Raw genomic sequence first — 20,270 nt, forward strand, 5'->3', positions numbered from 1 at the left:
GGAGGCGAGCCGCAGATCCTGCACGGAGGAGTCCGTGACGACGAAGCGGACCGTCGGCGCCGGGCGGTCAGCACGGCCGGATCGGCACTCCCGCTCGAGGGAGACGGCCTGCAGGAGGGCCCGGCCGAGCCGGAGCTCCTCCGGGACCTGCACGTCGAAGGCCAGGGATCCGTCGCTCGCGACGTCGACGTCGACGCTCGCCCGCACCGAGGTCCGCCTCCACGATGGAGCGGAGCTCGAACCGCTGCGTCGTGCCCGTCTCGGCCTGAGGATCCGTCGCACGGCCCGTCCGGTCCGCGATGCACCGAGAGCACGCCGCCCCGGCTCGTTCCTCGCCGATCTCGGACTGGAAGACGCATTCGTGCTCGACCGTCGCCGCGGTCCGGCCGGCTCCGGACTCGGTCGACCCCGCCGCCGAGCACCCGGTCACGGCGCCGACCAGGACGCACGCGGCGCCGAGCATCGCCGTCCCCCGGAGTCATGAGGGGAGTCCTGGAGTCATGAGGGAAGTAAGGCACGCGCCGGCCGGGAGGGCAACCGATGCTCCTCCGCCGAAGAGCCGACGGAGCAGCGCACCGCGACGACCGGCGCGGTGGAGGGACGCCTCAGCTCCCGGGATGGTGCACGGTGAACTCCACCCGCAGCGCCAGGGCCGTCCGGCGGTCGTAGACGACGGTGAGTGGCGGCCGTCGATCCGCGCTCCAGGTCGCCACGAGGTGCGGTCCGGCCTGGAGGAGCCGGGCGCGGTGGGAAAGCTCGCGGTCGACGATCACGCAGGTGCTCTCGGGCGAGATCGCCGCGCGAGAGGCGGCCGGTCGTGGTGGCTGTGGCCCAGGGTACCCGCACGGCGCGTGGTGCGGGTCCTGAGCGCGGAGGACGTCGTTGGCGTGGGCGGCGAGCCGAGGCTCGGGGTTCTTCGCATCGGCCGGTCCGACCTTCGCGGTGCGGACGGCGTCCCAGAAGAGTGGGATAGCGGATGCGGACGACCTGCTCGATCATCCCGGCGCGGGAGATCGGTCTCCGCCCGCTCGATCGCGCGGGTCTGCTCGGGCGTCAGTGGGACGAAGTTGCTCGGGTGGTTCCGGTTCAGCGGATGCCGGAGGTACAGAGTACGACGGCGAAGGCGCCGACGACCCGGGCGCCGGCGGTCATGGTGGTGGCGGTCAGCTCGGCCAGGTGCGTCTGAGGCGCGAATCCGAAAGACGGGGCACCCGAGTGGCGGCGGTGGCCTCTCGATCCGGGCAGAGGTTCTCGGCGTCGGATCGGGCAGGGTTCTCCGGATCCGGGTGTCGCGGGAGTCGCGGATCCCGGTCTCGCGGGGTTCTCGGCGTCGGGTCTCGCGGGGGTGATCGTGGTCATGGGGTGATCTGCTCCGGTGGCATCGACGTGTCGGCCGGTCGCACGAGTGGTCCATGCGCGGGCACGTGCAGAGCCTCCGGGCGACCCGGAGGGGCCGACGAGGCGGGGAAAGGGGGCCGAGTGGGGGGCTCAGGGGAGGTGGGGGAGCGGCCGGCGGGCGGTCGCGCCGGGGCGGGTCGTGACTCCCGCCGCACACATATGTCTTGATGTCTGAGTTACTTTACTGAAAAGCTTTCTCAAGGGTCAAGCACGGAGGCCGTCCGCGTCGGTCCGTAGGATCGGGGGCGAGGCGCCGATCCGCCGGGGGCCGCCGGGCGACGGCCGGTCCCGGACCGGCGGTCCCGGACGAGTGCGAGGTGCGCGGTGGGAGGAAGTGCCCGTCGTCCCCGCGCGCGCCCGGCTCGCCCCGCGTGGCCGAGGAGGCGGGGGTGTCGCTCTCGACGGTCTCCAAGGTCCTCAACGGCCGCTCCGACGTCGCGCCGGCGACCTTGCGCAGCAGAGGTCCGAGGCCCTCCTCGGCGCGCACGGCTGCCGGCGCCGCGGGGCGCTCGACCTCGACCCCTATCCTCGGGCTCGTCTTCCACGAGATCGAGAGCGCCTGGTCGACGCAGATCATCCAGGGCGTCGAGTCCGTCGCCCGCGAGAGCACGGCATGGGCGTCGTCCTCGCGCTGAGTGGAGACCACCGCTCGCCGGGCCCGAGTGGGTGACCGCGGGGTCCTCGGTCGGCGCCCTGCGGGCGACGGTGCTGGTGCTGTCCGGCCTCGCCGAGGAGCACAAGCGCCGGCTGCGTTCCGCCGGCATCCCCTTTACCGCGATCATCGACCCCTCCGGGAAGATCCGCTCCCGACGTGCCGTCGGTCGGGTCGGCGAACTGGATGGGCGGCGTGCTCGCCGCGCGGCGCCTCCTCGAGCAGGGGCACGTGCGGATCCGGGTCGTCACCGGCCCGGCGGACATGATGTGCTCCCGCGCGCGGCTCGACGGATTCCGGTCCGCGATGGCCTCGGCGGGAGTGCCAGGTGGACGCGAGCCGCTCATCCGGTTCGGCGGCTTCCACGTGCCCGGCGGCCGGGATCACGCCCTGGAGCTGCTGTCGTCGGCGTCGCCTCCACGGCGCTCTTCGCCGGAGTCGGACCACGCACGGGCTTCCTCGGTGTTCTCCGGAGCCGCGCGGATGCTCGGTCACCGCGCGTGCCGGAGGACGTCTCCCTCGTCGGCTACGACGATCTGCCGATCGCCCAGGTGGACCTCGCCGCCGCTTCACGACGGTGCACCGGCCTCTCCGGCCGATGGGGGAGGAGGCGACCCGCCTCGTCCTCCGGCTCGGGACGGCGCGTCGACGCAGCCTCACGGATGGATCTCGCGACGACGCTCGTCGTCCGGGGCTCGACCGCCCGGGTCTGAGGACCGGCCACTCCCGGCCGTGCGTGTCGGCTCGCTGTCGACACATTCGTTGCACATGCCAACAAAGTGTTTCGAAAACAATTGACCCCCTTGCGGGGTCCGGTTACCGTCAGCACACCAACAGATTTCGACACCGAGGTCGAAACTTTCGAGAGGTGCTGTTCGATGAAGAACGATCCCATCCGGGACGACGACCGGACGCTCCGGTCACTGCCGCCCCCTGCCGGCTGACCGCCGCTCCCTCCTCCGCCACCGGCGCGGCCTGCTCGCCGGAGCCACCGCCTTCGGCCTCTCGCGGGCGCGCTGGTGCTGCCCTCGGCCCAGGCCGCGGAGCTCGAGCCGACCGTCCTTCTTCCAGGAGGACTTCGAGGACGGCGCGTGGGATCCGCTGGTGCAGAACGGCGGCCCGACGCTCTCGGTGATCCCCGAGGGCGGCGACAAGGCGTTGCCGTGCAGGGCCGCGCCAACGACTACGACGGGTCAAGACTCCGGCGAACCTGCTCCAGCCGGGCGGCTCTACACGATGTCGGCGCAGGTGCGCCTCGCCGGCCCGGCCGGCCGACGGCCTCGGCCCGCTTCGTCATCGAGGCCACTCTCTGGGTGGGGAACACGACCGTGACCTCCGACGCGTGGACCACGGTGAGCGGCACCTTCGCCGCTCCCGCCGGCGCCGACCCCGCGACCCTCCGCGCCTACATCGGCACGAGCGCGCTCGCCGGGCCGACTACCTCCTGGACGACATCGTGATCACCGGCACCGCGGCTCCCGCGCCCGTCACCTGGCAGCCGACTCCCGACGCCTCCTTCGTGTCCGGAGGAGCGGTCGGAGCGACGACGACACCGGTGACCGCCGCGCGCGGCACCGGGAACCGGGTCGCGCTCACCTTCGACGACGGGCCCAACCCGGGCGAGACCACGGCGATCCTCGATCTGCTGAAGGCCCGCGGCATCCGCGCCACGTTCTGCGTGATCGGCCAGAACGTGCAGCAGGCGGGCGGAGCGGAACTGCTCCGGCGCATCGTCGCCGAGGGTCACACCCTCTGCAACCACGGCACCTCCTACGCCGACATGGGCTCGTGGACCCAGGCGCAGGTCGAGACCGACCTGAAGGCCAACCTCCGCATCATCCGCGAGGCCGTCGGCGACCCGTCGCTCGCGGTGCCGTACTTCCGTGCCCCCAACGGCAGCTGGGGCGCGACCGGCGCCGTGGCCGCGGCGCTGGGGATGCAGCCGCTGGGCCTGGGCTCGACCATCTCGGACTGGGACGGCAACGACCTCAGCGAGGCGACCCTGACGGCGAACCTCCGCGCCGCCTTCACGCCCGGCGCGATCGTCCTCGCCCACGACGGCGGAGGCGATCGCGGTGGCACGGTGAAGGCGGTCACGACCGTCGTCACCGAGAAGCAGGCCGAGGGCTGGGAGTTCGTGCTGCCCCAGGGCGGCCCCGCGGCGGCGGTGCAGCCGGGCCTCTCCTCCGACTTCGAGGACGGCCTCGACGGCTGGGCGGCCCGCGGCGACGGCGTGCAGGTCGCGACGAGCGCCGACGCGCACTCCGGATCGGGATCCTCCTGGTCTACGAGCCGCACGCAGCCGTGGCACGGCGCGACGATCGACGCCACCGCCGGCATGCCCGTCGGCACCGCGGTCGGAGTGTCCGTCTGGGCGAAGCTCGCTCCCGGGCAGTCGCCCGCGGGGCTGAAGATCTCGGTGCAGCGCGACAACGGCGGCGGCAGCGCCTACGAGGGCGTCGCCGGAGCCGGCGCGCAGGTCACGGCCGACGGCTGGGTCCGGATGAGCGGCACCTACACCCTCGCGGCCGCGGCCGACCGGGTGCAGATCTACGTCGAGGGCCCCGTGGGCGTCGACTTCCTGCTCGACGACTTCGTCCTCGAGCCGATCGTCGAGACGCCGATCCAGAGCGATGTCCCCGCGCTGAAGGACGTGCTGGGCGCCGCCGGGATCGAGCACGTGGGGGTCGCCATCGACGCCCGCGAGACGGTCGGCACCGCCGCGGACCTCCTCCGCAAGCACTACAACGCCTTCACGCCCGAGAACGCGGGCAAGCCCGGAAGCGTGCAGCCCGTGGAGGGGCGAGTTCACCTTCACGCAGCTCGACCAGCTGCTCGACTTCGCCGACGCCGAGGGCATCGACGTCTACGGGCACGTGCTGGCCTGGCACTCGCAGACCCCGGCGTGGTTCTTCCTCGACGGCACGCGACCGCTGACGAGCAGCCCCGCCGACCAGGCGCTGCTGAAGTCCCGGATGCGGGCGCACATCGCCGGGATCGCCGCGCACCTCGACGCGCGCTACCCCGACGGCGACAGCCCGGTCTGGGCCTGGGACGTCGTGAACGAGGTCATCGCGGACGGCGACACCGCGAATCCGCACGACATGCGGGACAGCCGCTGGTTCCAGGTGCTGGGCGAGGGCTTCGTCGACGAGGCGTTCCGTCTCGCCGACCAGTACTTCCCGGACGCCGAGCTGTTCATCAACGACTACAACACCGAGATGCCCGAGAAGCGGGCGGACTACGTGGAGCTCATCGCGGCCCTGCAGGCCCGCGGTGTGCCGATCGACGGAGTGGGCCACCAGGCCCACGTCGACGTCGCCCGGCCGGTGCAGTGGCTCGAGGACTCGATCGAGGCGGTCGAGGAGCTCGATCCCACGCTGCTCCAGGCGATCACCGAGCTCGACGTGAACGCGTCGACCGAGAACCAGGGTGCGGACGTCAGCGGCGCCCCGGTGGACCCGCACAGCCCGGCGTTCGAGGACGACGAGGACGCGGCGGCCGAGGTGGGCTACTACTACCGCGACCTGTTCGCGATGCTGCGCGAGCACGACTCGTCGATCGAGTCGGTGACCTTCTGGGGCATCAGCAACGCCCGCAGCTGGCTCCGGACATGGCCGATGGCGCGCCCGTGGGGCAGCCGCTCCCGTTCGACGACGACCTCCAGGTCACTCCGGCCTACTGGGGCATCGTGGATCCGTCGAAGCTGCCCGCCCGCCCGGCGGACGTGCTCGCCCCCCGCATCGCCGACACGTCCGACGTGCGCGCGGTCTCGAACGGAGCGTCGGGGGCGAAGGTCTGGCGCGCACGCTGCCGTCGGCGATCGACACGCGCGACGGAGCGGTCCGCCTGATCTGCACCCCGCCGAGCGGCAGCCGCTTCTCGATCGGCACCACGACCGTGACGTGCACGGCGAAGGACGCGGCCGGCAACACCCGGACCAGCACGTTCGACGTGATCGTCACGAGGAAGGTGCCCGGCAAGCCGTGATCCGGTGACTCGCCTTCCCGCAGGCACGGCATCGCCCCCGTTCCCCGCTCGCGCGGAGGGCCGGGGGCGGTGCCGTGTGCTGGGCACCGTCACTGCAGGCGGCGGCGCTCCTGTGACAGGTGGTGCGGAGGCCGATCCGAGAGCCGGCTCGGTCGCGGCCCGCTCACCAGGGGACGGCCGACCCGCCCGCTCCGAGCCGGTAGACCTCGGTGCTCACCGGCGCGGCGTCGCGGAGCTCGTACAGGCCCCGGGCGAGCGCCCGCAGGCCCTCCACCGCGTCGAGGTCGTCGCTGCCGCAGAGGTGCATCGCTGCGCGGTGGCCGATCGCGACCACCGGGTCGCCCGCCACGAACTCGTCGAGCAGGTCGTGCAGCACGTCCGCGCGCAGGATCTGCGACGCCGCGAAGGTCCTCGCGACCGGGCGGCGCCTCGAGGCGAGAACCGACCGTCGCCTCCGCTCGACGACGGCATCCACGCGGCCCAGCCAGGCGAGCGACTCCGCAGCGAGCGCGGAGCCGTCGAGTCCGAGCCGGGCGGCGCTCGCCGCCGTCACGTACTCCCACGCCGCGTCGCGCTCGAGGACGTAGGCCACGGTGAGGCCGGAGGCGTGGGTGCCGAGCACGGGCTCCGCGGTCGCCGCGAACCGGGAGAGCAGCACGTCGCGGGCGCGATCGTCCAGCACGAGCGGATACACCGGCACGGCGTCGGCGCCGACGCGGGCCCGCCCCGTGACGGGGTCGGCGATGACGGCGACCGCCTCCTGAGCACCGCCGACGGGGCGCCGCCGCGAGAAGAGCCCCATGATCAGCGCCGGGGCCCGGGTGCTCCGGGGGCGGGCGGGAGGTGCTCGAGGACGGGTTCGGCGGGAAGCTCATGCGTCACATCCTCGTCGGTGCGCGTACCGCTCCGCTCACAGCGCCGACACCCTGTCGCCGAGGAGCTTCGGGGTGACGCGCAGCAGCGTCGGCAGCAGCCGCGTGCTCACCGATCTGGGGCGCGAGATGGCCGAGCCGATCCGGGCGGTCGGCTCGTGGGTGCTGGCCACTCTGCCTCGGATCGAGAGCGCGCGGGAGCGCTCGACGCCGGCGCCCGGGAGGCTGGAGCGGCGCCCCGCGCCTAGGGTGGGGGCGTGCCCTACGAACCGGATGCCGCGACTCCCGAGGACGCGTCGCCCTTCGCGCGACCGCTCGCCGAGCGCTCCCTCGACGACTACGTGCCGGGCCTGGTCCTCGAGCACGGCTCGTACCGGGTCACGAACGCCGAGATCATCGACTTCGGCCGCCGCTTCGATCCCCACGACATGCACGTCGATCCGGAGCTCGCCCGGAGCACACCGCTCGGCGGGCTCGCGGCCAGCGGCTGGCACACGACGGCGATGATGATGCGGATGCTGGTCGAGTCCTACCTCAACCAGGCGACCAGCATCGCCTCGCCCGGCGCTCGACGAAGCTCCGCTGGTCGGCGCCGGTCCGGCCCGACGACGTCCTGCGCGCCCGCTTCACGGTCCTCGGGCGCGTCGCTCCGCCTCCCGGCCCGATCGCGGTGTGGTCCGCACCCGGATCGAGCTGCTGAACCAGGATCGCGTCGCGGTGATGAGCCAGGTGATGACGAACCTGATCCTGCGCCGCGCCGAGGGCGTGAGCGGTCGGCGCGCGCTCGCCCGGCTGACCCTCCAAGAGTTGTCGTACTCGAGCTCGAGTACGACGACTTCTGGAGTCTCGCGCTCGAGGGCGATGACTTCTGAGCACTCGAACGTGTCGGGGCGCCGCGAGAGGTGGCCGCCTCGGCGAGGCGAGGCCGCTGTGACGAGGCGGGGTGATCCGGACTCCGGTGGCGACCTGCGGTCAGCCGTCGGCACTCCGCCGCGCGAGGATCGCGCCGTGGGGACGGGGGCCGGGCGCCTCCGCTGTGCGGGTGTGCGTCTCGAGGACCTCGAAGCCGACAGCACGGAGCTCGTCCGCGAGTGCCTCCGGCGGCCATCGGTACGCTGTGGTGATCGCGTGGTCGAAGGCCTCCACCTCCGAACCGGCGAAGAATCCCACGAGGAGCGTGCCGCCCGGCCGGAGGACGCGCGCGAACTCGGCGAGTGCGCGCGGGAGGGCGCTCGGGCGGTGGTGGATCAGCGAGTACCAGGCCAGTACCCCGCCCAGGGCGCCGTCGCTCTCCTCCAGGGCGTCGATGTCGCCGACGGTGAAGGGCACCTCCGGGTGGGCCCGCCGAGCGAGCTCGATGAAGGTCGGCACGCGATCGACACCGCTGACGTCCAGGCCCCGTTCGGCCAGGTGGGCCGTCCACTGCCCGGGGCCGCATCCGGCGTCGAGCAGGCGTCCCTCCACGCTCCGCGCCCACGACGAGACGAGGTGCTCGTCCGACGGGTGCACTGAGGACATCGAGCCGAAGAGCGCGGCGTACTCCTCGGCGCGGGCGGAGTAGGACTGGACGATGTCCCCGCTCGACGACCGGCACGCCTCGGTGAGCAGTCGCATCGCCTTCGGTCCGACTCCGTGCAGCGCCGCCAGCGGAGCGAGATCCCGTCCGCGGAGGTCCTCGAGGGTGCGGATGCCGACGGCTGCGAGCGCTCGAAGTGCGGGGGCTCCGATCGCGGGGAGTGCGGTCATGTCGAGGCTCCGTTCTCGTCCGCGCCCCACTTCTCCGAGCGCGGTGATCGCCTCGCGCAGCGCCAGCCCGCGGTCGGTCAGCGCGTAGGCGCGGGTGTTGTGCCGCAGGGGCAGGCGGGTCAGCACGCCGGCCGCCTCGAGCTCGCGGAGGCGCGTCGCCAGGATGTTCGTCGGCACGCCGAGGTCGCGCTGCAGGTCGCCGTAGCGCTGGGGCCCGTCGAGCAGCCGCTCCACAATGAGCAGGGCCCATCCGGGCGCCGACGGCCTCGAAGAGCCGCGGCGAGGTCGCTCATGCGGTCGGATCGACGTCCGGCTTCATCCAGAACGGCGAGTAGTGGTAGCCGTCGACGTCGTCGAACTGGCGCTGGTACATGAACGGGTAGTCGTCGGTGTCGCCGACCCGCCCACCGGCGGCCGCGGCGCGCTCGACGAGCTCGTCCACCGCCTCGCGGCTGGGCAGATCGAACGAGACCGTGATCTTCGAGGGCGTGCCGGGGCCGCCGATCAGGTCCTCGGTGCCGCCGACGCCCGCATACATCTCGCGGCTGCCGAGCATGACGTACTGCTCCGGAGCGATCGAGAAGCACGACACGTTGTGGTCCGACATCTCGGCGTTCAACGTCCAGCCGAGGGCGGTGTAGAAGGCGGTCGCGCGCTCGACGCTCTCGACCGGGCAGGTGAGGAAGAGGCTCATGGGAGTCATGCTTGCAAAATGCAAGTGCCTGCGCAAGAGCGGGACGGGCATCCCCGAACGCCTCGCGCCGCCCCCGCCTCGCAGCGCCGTCGGCCCTCGTGATCGCTGGGGATCCCGAGCGCTCCTCAGCTGGCCGGAGCCTCCGTGATCTCGATCGGCAGCTCGGCGTCGATCCGGTCACCCGCTCCCGGTGCGCACCGCGAGCACGGCCGCACCGAGGGGCAGATCGGAGGGGAGGTCGAAGGAGCCGCTGACGGTGGAGCGCTCGCCCTCGGGCGCCGGCCGGCCCAGCACGATCTCGTCGCCCATGGCCGACGGGGTGAGGGTGACCGCGACGTCCGAGGCGGCGCGGCTCGTACCCTCGGTGTCCTCGCACGTCTCGTGGATGAAGTCGGCGTGCACTCGGACGATGCCGCCGGGGTGCAGGGCCGACTCCCGCAGCTCGAGCTCCGGCATCGCGCAGGACGCGGCCGCGGTCGTTCCGGTGCAGCCGGCCGTCGCGAGGGCGAGACCGGCCAGCAGTGCGGCCGCTCCTGCGATCCGTCGACGCCTCGCGCGAGTCCGCGAGGAGCTCCGCGGCGCCGGTCTCGCGGCACCGCGGTCGCCCCGCGCGAGGGCACGGCCCGTGGTCACTCCGCCGGATCGACGACGAGGCCGACGCCGCCGCCGCGCCGCACGGGCTCGGCCGCTGCCGTCATGAGACCCGACGGGTCGACCTCGATCGCGGCCACCGCGCCGATCTGCGCGGCCGAGGTGAAGGAGTCGCCCGAGGGTGTCAGCTGCTGCCCGAAGGGCGAGGTCGTCGGCGTACGCCTCGATGAACTCGGGCTCGGCCGTGGTCGAGGCGGTGTTGCGCTGGGAGGCGCGGGGTGCGGCCACCGCCTCCGGCAGCGTCATGCCGAGGTCGATGCGGTTGACCAGCGTCTGGAGCACCGTGGTGATGATCGTCGATCCTCCGGGCGAGCCGACGACGAACTTCACCTTCCCGTCGTCGATGCACGATCGTCGGCGACATCGACGACCGCCGGGCGCTTGCCCGGCTCGATGCGGTTCGGATCCGTGGCGACGTACACGGTGGAGAAGTCGGTGAGCTCGTTGTTGAGGAGGAACCCGCGTCCGGGGACGGTCATCCCCGAGCCGCCGGTCTGCTCGATCGTGAGCGTGTAGGACGCGGCGTTGCCCCACTTGTCGACGACGGAGAGGTGCGTGGTCGAGATGTTCTCGGTGTCGCTCTCCTGCACTGCGGCGGCGGTGGCGCATCCGGACCCGTCGAGAGCGCCGGGGGCGACGGGGCGCGACCGAGGCCGTCGTCGGGTCGATCGTGCAGTCGCGCGAGTCGGCGAACTCCTGGCTGAGCAGAGTGCCGGTCAGGACATCGGTGAAGGCCGGGTCGCCGACGTAGGCGCCCCGGTCGGCGAAGGCGCGGGCGGACGCCTCGAGGTAGAGGTGCAGGGCGCTGCCCGTCTCCTCGGCGCCCAGGTCGTGGTTCTCGAGGATGTTGAGCGCCTCGCCCACGGCGATTCCTCGGAGGAGGACGGCGCCATGCCGTAGACGTCGAGCCCGCGGTACGAGACGCGGGTGGGTGCCTGCTCGAGCACCGAGTAGGCGGCGAGGTCGGCCTCGGTGAGCGAGCCGGCCGGAGCGGGGAGCGCGGAGCCCTCGGCGACGCGGGGTTCTGCACCGTGTCGGCGATCTCGGCGGCCAGTGGACCCTCGTAGAACGCGCTCGGACCGCGCAGGGCGATCCCGGCCAGCGTCTTGGCGAGATCCGGGTTGCGGAAGGTGCTGCCCACGCGCGGAGCGTCACCGCCGGGGAGGAACAGCTCGGCCGTGTCGGGGAACTCCTGGAACCGCTCGAGGTTGTCGAGCGTCTGGTTCCGGAAGGTCTCGTCGACCGGGAAGCCCTTCGCGGCCAGCGCGATGGACGGCGCCAGCACGGCGGGGAGCGGCAGGCTGCCGAAGCGGTCGACCGCGGTGTCCCAGGTGGCGACCGTGCCGGGGACTCCGACCGAGACGCCCGACGAGACGAGCTCGGGGGAGAAGCGGTACGGGGCGCCCGTCGCCGGGTCGAGGAAGGCGTCCGGAGTGATGCCCGCCGGCGCGGTCTCGCGACCGTCGATCGTGCTCACCGCGCCGGTGGCCGCATCGAAGTAGACGAAGTACCCGCCGCCGCCGATGCCGGCACTGTACGGCTCGGTCACGCCGAGAGCGGAGGCGGTCGCGACGGCGGCGTCCGCGGCGTTGCCGCCGGCCTTCAGCACCTCGAGCCCGACCCGGCTCGCGAGCGCATCGACCGACGAGACCGCTCCGCCGTAGCCGACCGAGGTCGCGGGCGCGACGACCGGGCCGCCGAGGTAGTCGCGGATCTGCTCGGGCGAGGGGAGGCGGCGGGTGTCGAGAGCGGACGCCGGCGCGGCACCCGCCACGGCGAGGGAGGCGACCGCGACCAGCGCGAGCGCTGTCCGTCGCAGAGCGTGTGTCGTGGCCATGGCGTTCCTCCGGGGAGTTCGGTGGGGTGCGAAGCTGAGTTCCCCCAACCTAGGGGCGCATCGCGTCGCGGACCACCCTTCCTCCCCAGGTCGGGCGGGTTCCTCCTCCGCACGATCGGAGCCCGACGGCGCCTCGCGCCGGGGTGACGGCGCAGGCTGCGGAACACGGTGGGTCAGAACCCGGACGGCAGGACGAGAACGGCGAACGCAGTGGGGACGCCGGACTCGTAGGCCTCGACCGTCACCTCGGTCCGGTCGGCGTTCCTCCGGCCGAGCACTGCAGGTGAAGACGGAGGCTCTGGCCGGGCTCGTAGCGCCCGTCCCCGCCCGCGGCCGCCCTCGACGGGCCGACGAAGCAGAGGAAGTCGCGGGGCCCTCCGACGACGATCGGGCGGGCCGCGTCGGGCTCGGACGCGGTGAAGACCATCTCGTTCACGACCAGCGTCTCGGTGGCCGTGTTCGTGACCGTCGAACGCCGTCTCGACGAGTCCCCCGTCCAGGACGGGCCGTGCTCCACGTCCCGACCAGGCCCTCGAACGCCGTCGGTGGCGGTGTGCTCGCCTGCGCGGCGGGTGCGCTGACGGCGGCGACGATCAGGGGTGCCGACCAGCCGAACGACTGGGCGACCAGGCGGCGCGAGGGCCCGGAGGGGAGGGCGGGGGCGTCGTCGGAGTCTCGGGTCACGGGTTCACGGTAGGGCCGTGCGTCACCGGGAGGAGGCCGTCGAGGTGTCCTCTTGCAGACATGTCCGCAAGAGGGCGCCGGTCGTGACGTGGAGCCCCGGATCCGCGCGCTGCTCCGGGCCTCGCCGATCCTCGAGGGCGCGGGGTCGCGCCGACAGCCTGAGCACCTCCCACGGCGTGTCAGCGCTAGAGGGGACAGTACTGCTCTATCCGGCAGTCGTCCTTCTTCGGTAAATTGTCAGCATCCCGGTCCTGATCGAGGGCGGCGCCGTGGGGTCGGTGCAGAAGCGGTGCTCCTCGCCGCTGTCGTCCCGTCGCTCCTCGACCCTGACCGAGTCCCGTCCGCGACGCCGACGCCCTTCGGCGCGCGGGCCAGAGCCGCAGCACCGACCGGTCGGCCGTCGCGCCGACAGAATCGATGGAACCCTTGTCTTCTTCGTTCCCCGAGCGCCGCCGCCCGCGCGCGCCTTCCTCCGCCGCCTGGGCGTCCTGACCACGGCTCTCGCCGTCGGTGCGGGGCTCGCTCTCGCCGGCGCCGCGCCCGCCCAGGCCGGTGACGCCGGCCGCTACCTCGTGACCGTCGACTCGCGTGCCGTGTCGCAGGAGAGGTCGTCGCCGCGCTCGGTGTCAGCGACCTCGTCACCTACGAGGGCGGCACCGCCGGCTTCACCGCGACGCTCACCGCCCGCCAGCAGGCGCTCACTCGGGGCCGACCCCCGCGTGGTGGCCGTCGCGCCGGCCGACGTCCTCGTCGAGGGCCAGGCGCAGACCCTGCCCTCGCACGTGCTGACCGCCGAGGCGGACAAGGCCCCGGTCAGGGCCGGCGACGGAGTCACGAACTACTCCGGACCCGCCGTGGCCGTGATCGACTCGGGTGTGAACCCGAACGCGGACTACAACCTCAAGGAGCAGGTCAACTGCTTCTGGGTCGGGCACCGCGTCCGACTCGAACGGGCACGGCACGGCCGTCTCCGGCTACATGGCCGCCTACGACGACGGGATCGGCACCGTGGAGATCGCCCCGGGCGCTCCGATCTACTCGATCCGCGTCCTCGACGCGAACAACAAGGGCACCGCCGAGAACATCGTCTGCGCGCTCGACTGGGTGTCGAAGAACGCCGCGTCCCGCAACATCAAGGTCGTCAACATGTCCCTGGCCGCCGTCGGCGCCGACGACAACAACTGCGGGCGGACGAACAACGACGTCATGCACCAGATGGTGTGCGAGGTCGTCGGCAAGGGCGTCACGATCGTGAGCTCGGCCGGCAACGCGTCGACCCCGAAGAGCCTCGCCGGCGCTGTCCCCGCGGCCTACGACGAGGTCCTGACCGCGACGAACATGGCGAACTACGACGGTAAGCCGGGCTCTCTGGCCGCCGTGCCGTGCGCGAACGTGACCACCAAGGACGACACGGTCGCCATCAACAGCAACTACGCGACGGCGGCCGACCAGGCGCACACCATCGCCGGCTCCCGGCATGTGCCCGTACACCACCAAGCTCGGCGGCGGCTACGCCTACGTCCAGTCCGGCACCAGCATGTCGGCCGCGGCCGTCAGCGGCGTCGTCCTCGACTGCCTCAGCTCCGGAGGATCCTGCGTCGGCAAGGCGCCCGCGCAGGTCCGCAGCCAGGTCATCGCGCAGGCGAAGGCCGCGACCGAGCGCGGCCGCTCCTTCCAGGGCGACCCGACCCGTCCCACCGCCGGCAAGTACTTCGGCTACGCGATCAGCACCATCCCCGTCGGCTCCGTGCCCGCGCCCTCGCCGACCGCGACTCCGAAGCCGACGGCGACCGCGACCCCCTCGCCGACCGCGACTCCGAAGCCCACGGCCACCGCGACCGCGACCCCGCGGCCCACGGCGACCGCGACCACCGCGCCGGTGGACACGGTGAAGCCGACCGTCCGGATCACGTCCCCCGCCTCGGGGACGACCGTCACCGGGACGATCCGCCTCGTCGCCGCAGCCAGTGACGACGTCGGAGTGACCGCCGTCGCGTTCTACGCGAGCGGCACGAAGCTCGGCAACGGAGTGAAGCAGGCCGACGGCTCGTGGACGCTCTCGGCGAGCTCGTCCGCGTACCCCAACGGCTCCCTACTCCGTGACCGCGAAGGCGCAGGACAGGGCCGGCAACGTCACCACGAGCGCCGCTATCACGCTGCGCGTCGCCAACTGACGCGACTGAGCTGATCCGAGGAGGGGGTGCGCCGCGAGGCGCACCCCCTCTGCTGTCCCCTCGGGCCGGCCCTCACCTCCCGGGATCGGGCAGGTGCGGCGGGACCGGCCCGATCCGGTGCACGACAGCCGTCACTCGCGCCCGCCCGTCGAGTCCCAGCGTCGTCACCAGCTCCGCGACCCGCACCCGGCCGGTGGCGTCGAGACCGCGGACCGGGCGAGGCAGGCTGTCCACCGCGACGAGTCCCAGGTGCTCGGCGATCGCGGCGATGACCCGGTAGCTGCCGCCGTGCTCCGCGAACAGGTCCCACAACGGCTGCAGCCGCTCCGACTCCGCCGCCGCGGCAGCGTCATCGCCCGCCTGCACCGCGCGGGTGATCGTCAGCGCGGGCGACGGGAGTGTTCCGCCGAGGACCGAGTACCAGGCGTCGCAGCCGCTGCTCAGCCCGAGAGCGGCGGAGGGATCGCCGGACACTCCGAGGGTCACCCCGGCGCCCACGCGCTCGCGGATCGTCCTCACCCGTCGACCCGCGGCCTCACGACCCGCAGGGACGCCGGGGATCTTCAGGGAGGCGACGTGGGGAGTCGAGCGACGGCCGAGTAGAGGTCGTCGCTGAAGGTGACGTGCGTCGTGCGGGGGTTGTCGTAGACCACCAGCGGGACGGAGACGTGCCCGGCGACGTCCTCGAACAGGCCGAACACCTCGTCGTCCGTCAGCGGCTGGTAGGTGACCGGAGCCAGCAGCAGCGCGCTCGCGCCCGCGTTCTGCGCGTCCTCGGCGAGGGCGAGCACCTGCGATGTCCGCAGCGCGCCGATCCCGACCACGACGGGGACCGCTCCGGCGTGCGCGACGGCGGACGCGGCGACGCGGCGGCGCTCCTCGCGGTCGAGGTAGAGGTAGGAGCCGGTCGAGCCCAGAGCGGTGATCGAGTCGACCCCCGCTCAGGACCAGGCGCTCGACGAGGGCGGCGAACGCCTGCTCGTCGACCGCGTCGTCCTCGAGAGGTGTGAGAGGAAGGCGCTGAGTCCGGTGAGCATGACGGTCCGATCCGCGGGTCGAGGGGCGACGACCCAGTGTCCTCGTCGAGGGGGACGACGCACCATGCCAGAAGGAGCGGTCGGGGAGGACCACGGCGGTCCGCGCGTTCGATCCGCGCACGCGCGGCCGGTGGTGTCACCCCCTGGAAGGGGGTGACATCTGACCGGTCCGCGACGGCCGGAACGGCGCCGTCGAGCGAGGCGCCCTGACATGCTGAGCGGGTGCTCCATCGACGACGAGGTCGGCGGTGAGCGTCACTGACGCCACCGCGATCCGCGACCTGATCCCTCGCATCGCCGACGGCGACACCGCCGCGTTCGAGCGGTTCTACGCTCTCACCGCCGCGCAGGTCCTCCGGATCACGCACTCCGTTCTGCGCGACCGCGCCCAGGCGGAGGAGGTGGCGCAGGAGGTGTTCCTCGAAGGTCTGGCAGAACGCCCGCCGTCTCGATCCCGACCGCGCGGGCCTGATCTCGACGATGGCGCGTCGCCGGGCGATCGACCGCGTGCGCGCCACCCGGTCGTCGCGGGAGCGGGATCACGCCTTCGCGACTCTCGACTACCGGCCGGAGCGGGACGCCACCGCCGAGCAGGGGGACGTCCGGTTCGTCTTCGCGCCCGTCGCCGCCGCGGTCCGGGCGCTGCCCCGCGTCCAGCGCGAGGTGCTCGTGCTCGCCTACGTCCAGGGCTGCAGCCACTCCGAGATCGCCCGCGCCCTGGAGCTGCCGCTCGGCACCGTGAAGACGCGGCTGCGCGACGCGATCCTGCGGCTGCGCTCCCGTCTCGCCTCCGCCGCGCCGCGCTGAGACCCCGCGGGGACGCCCGGTCGGACGCGGCGACGGACCGTTATGAGAAGGAGACGGCTCCACGGTCCCGGCCCGCTGTCGGCGCTGTCGGCGGACTGCTAGAAATCGAGAGGAACGCCCGGGGGAAACGATGGTGCGTCTCGACCGACGACCCACCTCTCGATGAAGGACACCACCGTGCCTGCTCCCTCTTCCCGCGCCCGCTCGGCGCGCTCCTCCTCACCGTCCTGGCGGCCTCCAGCCTCGCTCTCGGAGGGGTGCTGATCGTCGCGCCGTCGGCGAGCGCCTCGACGACCCCGAGCACGGCGCCCACTGCGACTGCGACTGCGACTGCGACTGCGACCCCGACGGCGGCACCGACATCGTCTGCGACGCCGATCGCGACTCCGACTCCGACGGGAACCGCGACCGCGACCCCGACGCCCACCGCCGCACCCGTCGCGACGCCGCCCGCCACCGCACCGGCGGAGCCGACTCCGACCGCCGCCCCGGCGCCCGTCGACGACACCTGCTTCGAGGACCTCGGAGGCGTTCCCAGCGCCACCACCACCGAGCCGGTCGGGACGACCGCCGTCGCGCCCGGCGGCCTCGTCGTGCACCTCGAGCCCCTGACGATCCGCGACTGCGTCGTGCTCGGGCGAGATCCGCGTGGTGGCGACCGCGGTCCTCGACACCGACGGCGACTACACGCCTCCGACCTCGCGCTGGTACGACCTCGCCGAGTTCGCCGACGGAGGCGACATCCCGCTGGCCGTGTCCCCGGGCTCGTACTTCGTCTTCGCCGAGTACATCGCCCGCGCCGAGGGCGAGGCCGACCTCGAGCACGCCTTCTACGTCCACTTCGTCGACGGCGCCCCCGGCTACTTCGCCGTGCCGCCCGCGCCGGCGGCCGCTTCCCCGTCGGCCCGCCCGACCGCGGCCACGACCGGAGCGCGCCTCGCCGAGACGGGAGCCGGCACCTCCGCACCGCTGCTCGGCGCCGGCGTCCTGCTCGCCGCTGGCGGCGCACTCCTGATCGCCCGTCGGCGCACCGCCCGGGTCTGAGCGCCCGTCGGGGTGCCCGCGACCGCACGAGCGGATGACGGCACCCCGACTCCCGACCGTGCTCGGTCGCCGCCCGGCGCAGTGGAGGACCAGCCTCGCGGTGCGGATCGCTCCGCGGCGGTCAGTCGGAGCCGAGCGTGCTCTTCGGGTACTCGCCGAAGCGCCGCTCGTACGAGGCCGAAGCGTCCGAGGTGCGCGAAGCCCCACCGGTGCGCCACCTCGGCCACGGTGACCGTTCCGGCCTCGCCGGCGCGCAGCTCGGTGTGCACGCGATCGAGGCGGATGCGGCGGAGGTGGTCGAGCGGAGTGACGTCGAGCTCGCGACGGAACGTGCTCTGGAGCACCCGCACGCTGAGGCCGGCGGCGGCGGCGACGTCCTCCATCCGCACGGGGAGGTGGGCGTGGGCGTGCAGGTACTCGATCGCCGTGCGGAGCCGGTCGCTCGTGGGCAGCGCGAGCGGCGTCGACACGGCGAGGCCGATGTGGGGGAAGGTGTCGAGCAGGGCGATCGCGGCAGAGCGGTTGGCCTCGCTGCGCAGGAGGGCGGGGCTGTCCGGGTCCTGGATCACGCGGGCGACGGTCGCGACGGTGCCGGCCCAGCGCTGCAGGGCCTCGCCGGTGGGGTGCGATCGGGTGTCGAAGAGCAGCGGTCCCGCGGAGCCCTCGTGCTCGGCGGCGACCCTCTCGAGGAACTCGCCGTCGAAGTGCATCAGGTTCTGCCGGTGGTCGGCGAAGTCGAACTCGGCCGGTCGGCCGGCGACGAACATCGCCGGTCGGCCGTGGTCCAGCCGCACGGCGTCGCCGGTGAGGTCCAGCGCTCCGGAGCCGGCGGTGATCCAGGAGACGATGTACTCGCCCTCGGTGCGGATCGTCCCGCGGATCGAGCCGCGGAAGAGGTTGCCGCGGAGGGTCAGCTCGTCGTCTCCGACGGAGGTGTAGCGGTAGGAGAAGTCCTCGCCGGTCCGCCCGGCGGTGAATCCGCCGCCGTTGTACTCGCCCTGCAGGAGCGAGAGGGCCTCGTCGAAGTCGCTGCCGGCGATCTCGGAGCGCACGAAACGGTCGGCGTCCTCGTTCATCACGGGCAAGGGTCCCACGGATGCGGCGCCTCGACCTGAGAACGCCCGCGGCGGCTTCGCTGCGAGGACACGTGAGGACCCGGCGACGCTCACGCCGCGCGGAGCAGGACGCCCTCGGGGCCGATCGTCTTCGTCATCGCGAGGACGGTCGCCGTGCGGAACTGCGAGAACAGGTGCGTGCGGTGCGCCACGTCGCTCTCGACGGTCAGCGCGAACATCCTGCCGCGGGCGGCGGAGGACCAGCTGCGGATGTCGCCCGCGCCGATGCGGAGGATCCGCTCTCCTCGCCCAGGTAGACGGCGTCGGCGGTGATGGCGACGCTCCGCCGCCGTCGTGGTCCGACGTCGAGCACGCGAAGAGCGGGGTGACGTCGGCGGGCACTCCGGGAGCAGCGGGGGAGAAGTCCAGGAAGTCGGCACCCGACCCGTCCACTGCGCTCATCGCGACCACCCCCTCCTCCTCATTATCGACAGGACCCGCGCCGCGACGGGCTCCCGGCACCGACCCTTGCCATCTCGCGACGTGTCTGAGTGCCCGCGCGCGACGGGCAGCTCTTCCGCGCAGACGCGAACGCCGACCGGCACTCCCGGAGGAGCGCCGGTCGGCGGTGGCTGGTCCGGCGCGTCAGCGCTGGACGAGCGGGATCGCGATGTCGGTGACGTCCGCTCCGAGAGTGCCGAGCGAGGTGGCGGTGCCGTTCAGCAGGCCGACCTCGTAGAGCGACCCGTTGACGGCGGCGAGGCCGATCGAGGCGACGGAGGCTGCCGCCGCGGAGCACGGAGTACACGTCGAAGCCGGTGACGCCGGCGGCGTCGACTCCGAGCTTCCCGGTCGGCGCCAGCGAGCCCGCGTTGGCCGGCGACTGGATCGCGATCTGGTCGAGGGCGGTGTCGAGCACGAAGAGAGTGGTGGCCGTCGCCGAGGTCGAGATCGTTGTTCGTGTACGCGGCCCCGTTCACGCCGGTGGCCACGGCCGGCGCGGCGTAGCTCAGCGCGCCGTCGGACACCGTGGCGGCGCCCGGGGTGGCGAACGGCTGACGGAGGTTCTGGCCGGTGTCGCTGATGACGCGGAGCGCGTTGGCGGCGGGGTTGAAGTCGACGCCGAAGCTGGTGCCGCTGAGCGCGACGGTGAGCCGGGTGACCGGGGTGGCCACTCCGGTCTTCGCGTCGAGGGTAGACGCCGGCGCTCGCCGCGGAGTTCCCGACTCCGTAGAGGCTGCCGTCCTGAACGCGGTAGTCGATGCCGACGAGAGCGGTGTCGCCGCCGGTCAGCCCGCTGACGGCGACCCGGCCGGTGACCGTGCCGGGCTTGGTGGGGTTGAACTGCACGGAGTCCGGTGCCGCCGTCGGCGAGACCGACGACGCGCAGCGTGCGCGCCACCGAGCGGGCGGCGTCGGCCAGACCCTGTCGGCGGCGCTGACCGAGGCGCTGCGCGACTCGTTGCTGGCTGCGGCGGGAGCGGCACTGCTCGCACCTGCGACGACGGGCGCCACGGCCAGCACGCCCGCCACGGCGACGGCGGTGATACCTACGGAGAAAGTCCTGCTCATTGGTGTACTCCTTGACGCTTCGGTCGCCGGAGATCGGCGACTCGCAGGGAGGTACTG

20 protein-coding genes and 7 pseudogenes are annotated in these 20,270 nt (G+C 73.0%); 11 read left to right on the plus strand and 16 right to left on the minus strand.

Features of this window, described 5'->3' with window-relative positions:
* Positions 1 to 34 precede the first annotated feature (34 nt).
* Complete coding sequence (locus tag AC0CII_RS21825; protein WP_465230605.1) at positions 35 to 484, plus strand: hypothetical protein; 450 nt, start codon at positions 35 to 37, stop codon at positions 482 to 484.
* Positions 485 to 605: 121 nt separating this feature from the next.
* Here AC0CII_RS21825 and AC0CII_RS21830 read toward each other — a convergent pair whose 3' ends face one another.
* A complete protein-coding gene (locus tag AC0CII_RS21830; RefSeq protein ID WP_465230606.1) occupies positions 606 to 773 on the minus strand; it encodes a hypothetical protein in 168 nt (55 codons plus the stop codon).
* A gap of 313 nt (positions 774 to 1,086) precedes the next feature.
* Positions 1,087 to 1,359 carry a hypothetical protein gene (locus AC0CII_RS21835; protein WP_465230607.1) on the minus strand — a complete coding sequence of 91 codons (273 nt, stop codon included), beginning with the start codon at positions 1,357 to 1,359 and terminating at the stop codon, positions 1,087 to 1,089.
* 428 nt (positions 1,360 to 1,787) lie between these two features.
* Between AC0CII_RS21835 and AC0CII_RS21840 the strand changes: the two genes are divergently transcribed.
* From AC0CII_RS21840 to AC0CII_RS21865, 6 genes and pseudogenes are all read left to right on the plus strand, one after another.
* Positions 1,788 to 2,033, plus strand: coding sequence for a hypothetical protein (locus AC0CII_RS21840; RefSeq protein WP_465230608.1), 246 nt, complete (start codon positions 1,788 to 1,790; stop codon positions 2,031 to 2,033).
* A 203-nt stretch (positions 2,034 to 2,236) separates the two neighbouring features.
* Complete coding sequence (locus AC0CII_RS21845) at positions 2,237 to 2,848, plus strand: hypothetical protein (protein WP_465231056.1); 612 nt, start codon at positions 2,237 to 2,239, stop codon at positions 2,846 to 2,848.
* Positions 2,849 to 3,069: 221 nt separating this feature from the next.
* The gene (locus tag AC0CII_RS21850) at positions 3,070 to 3,510 is read left to right on the plus strand and encodes a hypothetical protein (protein WP_465230609.1); all 441 of its coding nucleotides are present in this window, start codon (positions 3,070 to 3,072) and stop codon (positions 3,508 to 3,510) included.
* A gap of 95 nt (positions 3,511 to 3,605) precedes the next feature.
* Positions 3,606 to 4,553: pseudogene (locus AC0CII_RS21855) on the plus strand (polysaccharide deacetylase family protein); the annotation flags it as partial.
* Between the two features lie 328 nt (positions 4,554 to 4,881).
* Positions 4,882 to 5,607: pseudogene (locus AC0CII_RS21860) on the plus strand (endo-1,4-beta-xylanase); the annotation flags it as partial.
* Positions 5,608 to 5,902: 295 nt separating this feature from the next.
* Positions 5,903 to 6,040, plus strand: coding sequence for an HYR domain-containing protein (locus AC0CII_RS21865; protein ID WP_465231057.1), 138 nt, complete (start codon positions 5,903 to 5,905; stop codon positions 6,038 to 6,040).
* 163 nt (positions 6,041 to 6,203) lie between these two features.
* Here the strand turns inward: AC0CII_RS21865 and AC0CII_RS21870 are convergent, their stop codons facing one another.
* Both AC0CII_RS21870 and AC0CII_RS21875 read right to left on the minus strand, forming a co-directional pair.
* Complete coding sequence (locus tag AC0CII_RS21870) at positions 6,204 to 6,842, minus strand: DUF1444 domain-containing protein (protein ID WP_465230610.1); 639 nt, start codon at positions 6,840 to 6,842, stop codon at positions 6,204 to 6,206.
* Positions 6,843 to 6,950: 108 nt separating this feature from the next.
* A complete protein-coding gene (locus AC0CII_RS21875) occupies positions 6,951 to 7,085 on the minus strand; it encodes a hypothetical protein (protein ID WP_465230611.1) in 135 nt (44 codons plus the stop codon).
* An 84-nt stretch (positions 7,086 to 7,169) separates the two neighbouring features.
* On the opposite strand from AC0CII_RS21875, the gene AC0CII_RS21880 reads away from it, so the two are divergent.
* Complete coding sequence (locus AC0CII_RS21880) at positions 7,170 to 7,784, plus strand: MaoC/PaaZ C-terminal domain-containing protein (protein ID WP_465230612.1); 615 nt, start codon at positions 7,170 to 7,172, stop codon at positions 7,782 to 7,784.
* A gap of 100 nt (positions 7,785 to 7,884) precedes the next feature.
* Here AC0CII_RS21880 and AC0CII_RS21885 read toward each other — a convergent pair whose 3' ends face one another.
* The 6 genes and pseudogenes from AC0CII_RS21885 to AC0CII_RS21910 form a co-directional block, all read right to left on the minus strand.
* On the minus strand, positions 7,885 to 8,892 hold the full coding sequence (locus AC0CII_RS21885; RefSeq protein WP_465230613.1) for a methyltransferase domain-containing protein: 1,008 nt from the start codon (positions 8,890 to 8,892) through the stop codon (positions 7,885 to 7,887).
* Positions 8,893 to 8,947: 55 nt separating this feature from the next.
* On the minus strand, positions 8,948 to 9,352 hold the full coding sequence (locus AC0CII_RS21890; protein ID WP_465228070.1) for a VOC family protein: 405 nt from the start codon (positions 9,350 to 9,352) through the stop codon (positions 8,948 to 8,950).
* Between the two features lie 177 nt (positions 9,353 to 9,529).
* Positions 9,530 to 9,985, minus strand: a complete 456-nt coding sequence (locus tag AC0CII_RS21895) for a hypothetical protein (RefSeq protein WP_465230614.1) — start codon at positions 9,983 to 9,985, stop codon at positions 9,530 to 9,532.
* Positions 9,982 to 11,840: pseudogene (ggt, locus tag AC0CII_RS21900) on the minus strand (gamma-glutamyltransferase). Before ggt ends, AC0CII_RS21895 begins: the two are co-directional and overlap by 4 nt.
* 241 nt (positions 11,841 to 12,081) lie before the next feature.
* A complete protein-coding gene (locus AC0CII_RS21905) occupies positions 12,082 to 12,276 on the minus strand; it encodes a hypothetical protein (protein WP_465230615.1) in 195 nt (64 codons plus the stop codon).
* On the minus strand, positions 12,273 to 12,524 hold the full coding sequence (locus AC0CII_RS21910) for a hypothetical protein (RefSeq protein ID WP_465230616.1): 252 nt from the start codon (positions 12,522 to 12,524) through the stop codon (positions 12,273 to 12,275). The genes AC0CII_RS21905 and AC0CII_RS21910 overlap by 4 nt, the downstream gene beginning before the upstream one ends.
* Before the next feature lie 978 nt (positions 12,525 to 13,502).
* Between AC0CII_RS21910 and AC0CII_RS21915 the strand changes: the two are divergent.
* Positions 13,503 to 13,883, plus strand: a pseudogene (locus AC0CII_RS21915) (S8 family serine peptidase); the annotation flags it as partial.
* Positions 13,884 to 14,001: 118 nt separating this feature from the next.
* Entirely contained in the window at positions 14,002 to 14,712 is a 711-nt protein-coding gene (locus tag AC0CII_RS21920) for an Ig-like domain-containing protein (protein WP_465230617.1), read from the plus strand.
* 136 nt (positions 14,713 to 14,848) lie between these two features.
* Here the strand turns inward: AC0CII_RS21920 and AC0CII_RS21925 are convergent.
* Positions 14,849 to 15,735: pseudogene (locus tag AC0CII_RS21925) on the minus strand (dihydrodipicolinate synthase family protein); the annotation flags it as partial.
* A gap of 480 nt (positions 15,736 to 16,215) precedes the next feature.
* Between AC0CII_RS21925 and AC0CII_RS21930 the strand changes: the two are divergent.
* Entirely contained in the window at positions 16,216 to 16,542 is a 327-nt protein-coding gene (locus AC0CII_RS21930) for a sigma factor-like helix-turn-helix DNA-binding protein (protein ID WP_465230618.1), read from the plus strand.
* Positions 16,543 to 17,402: 860 nt separating this feature from the next.
* On the opposite strand, the gene AC0CII_RS21935 is transcribed toward AC0CII_RS21930, so the two are convergent.
* The 5 genes and pseudogenes from AC0CII_RS21935 to AC0CII_RS21955 form a co-directional block, all read right to left on the minus strand.
* The gene (locus AC0CII_RS21935; protein ID WP_465231058.1) at positions 17,403 to 18,662 is read right to left on the minus strand and encodes a helix-turn-helix domain-containing protein; all 1,260 of its coding nucleotides are present in this window, start codon (positions 18,660 to 18,662) and stop codon (positions 17,403 to 17,405) included.
* A gap of 89 nt (positions 18,663 to 18,751) precedes the next feature.
* Positions 18,752 to 19,081 carry a hypothetical protein gene (locus AC0CII_RS21940; RefSeq protein ID WP_465230619.1) on the minus strand — a complete coding sequence of 110 codons (330 nt, stop codon included), beginning with the start codon at positions 19,079 to 19,081 and terminating at the stop codon, positions 18,752 to 18,754.
* Positions 19,082 to 19,125: 44 nt separating this feature from the next.
* On the minus strand, positions 19,126 to 19,560 hold the full coding sequence (locus AC0CII_RS21945) for a DUF4394 domain-containing protein (protein ID WP_465230620.1): 435 nt from the start codon (positions 19,558 to 19,560) through the stop codon (positions 19,126 to 19,128).
* 88 nt (positions 19,561 to 19,648) lie between these two features.
* Positions 19,649 to 19,816, minus strand: a pseudogene (locus AC0CII_RS21950) (DUF4394 domain-containing protein); the annotation flags it as partial.
* Between the two features lie 52 nt (positions 19,817 to 19,868).
* Positions 19,869 to 20,213: pseudogene (locus AC0CII_RS21955) on the minus strand (DUF4394 domain-containing protein); the annotation flags it as partial.
* Positions 20,214 to 20,270: the final 57 nt, after the last annotated feature.

The organism is Rathayibacter sp. AC182 (assembly GCF_979253875.1).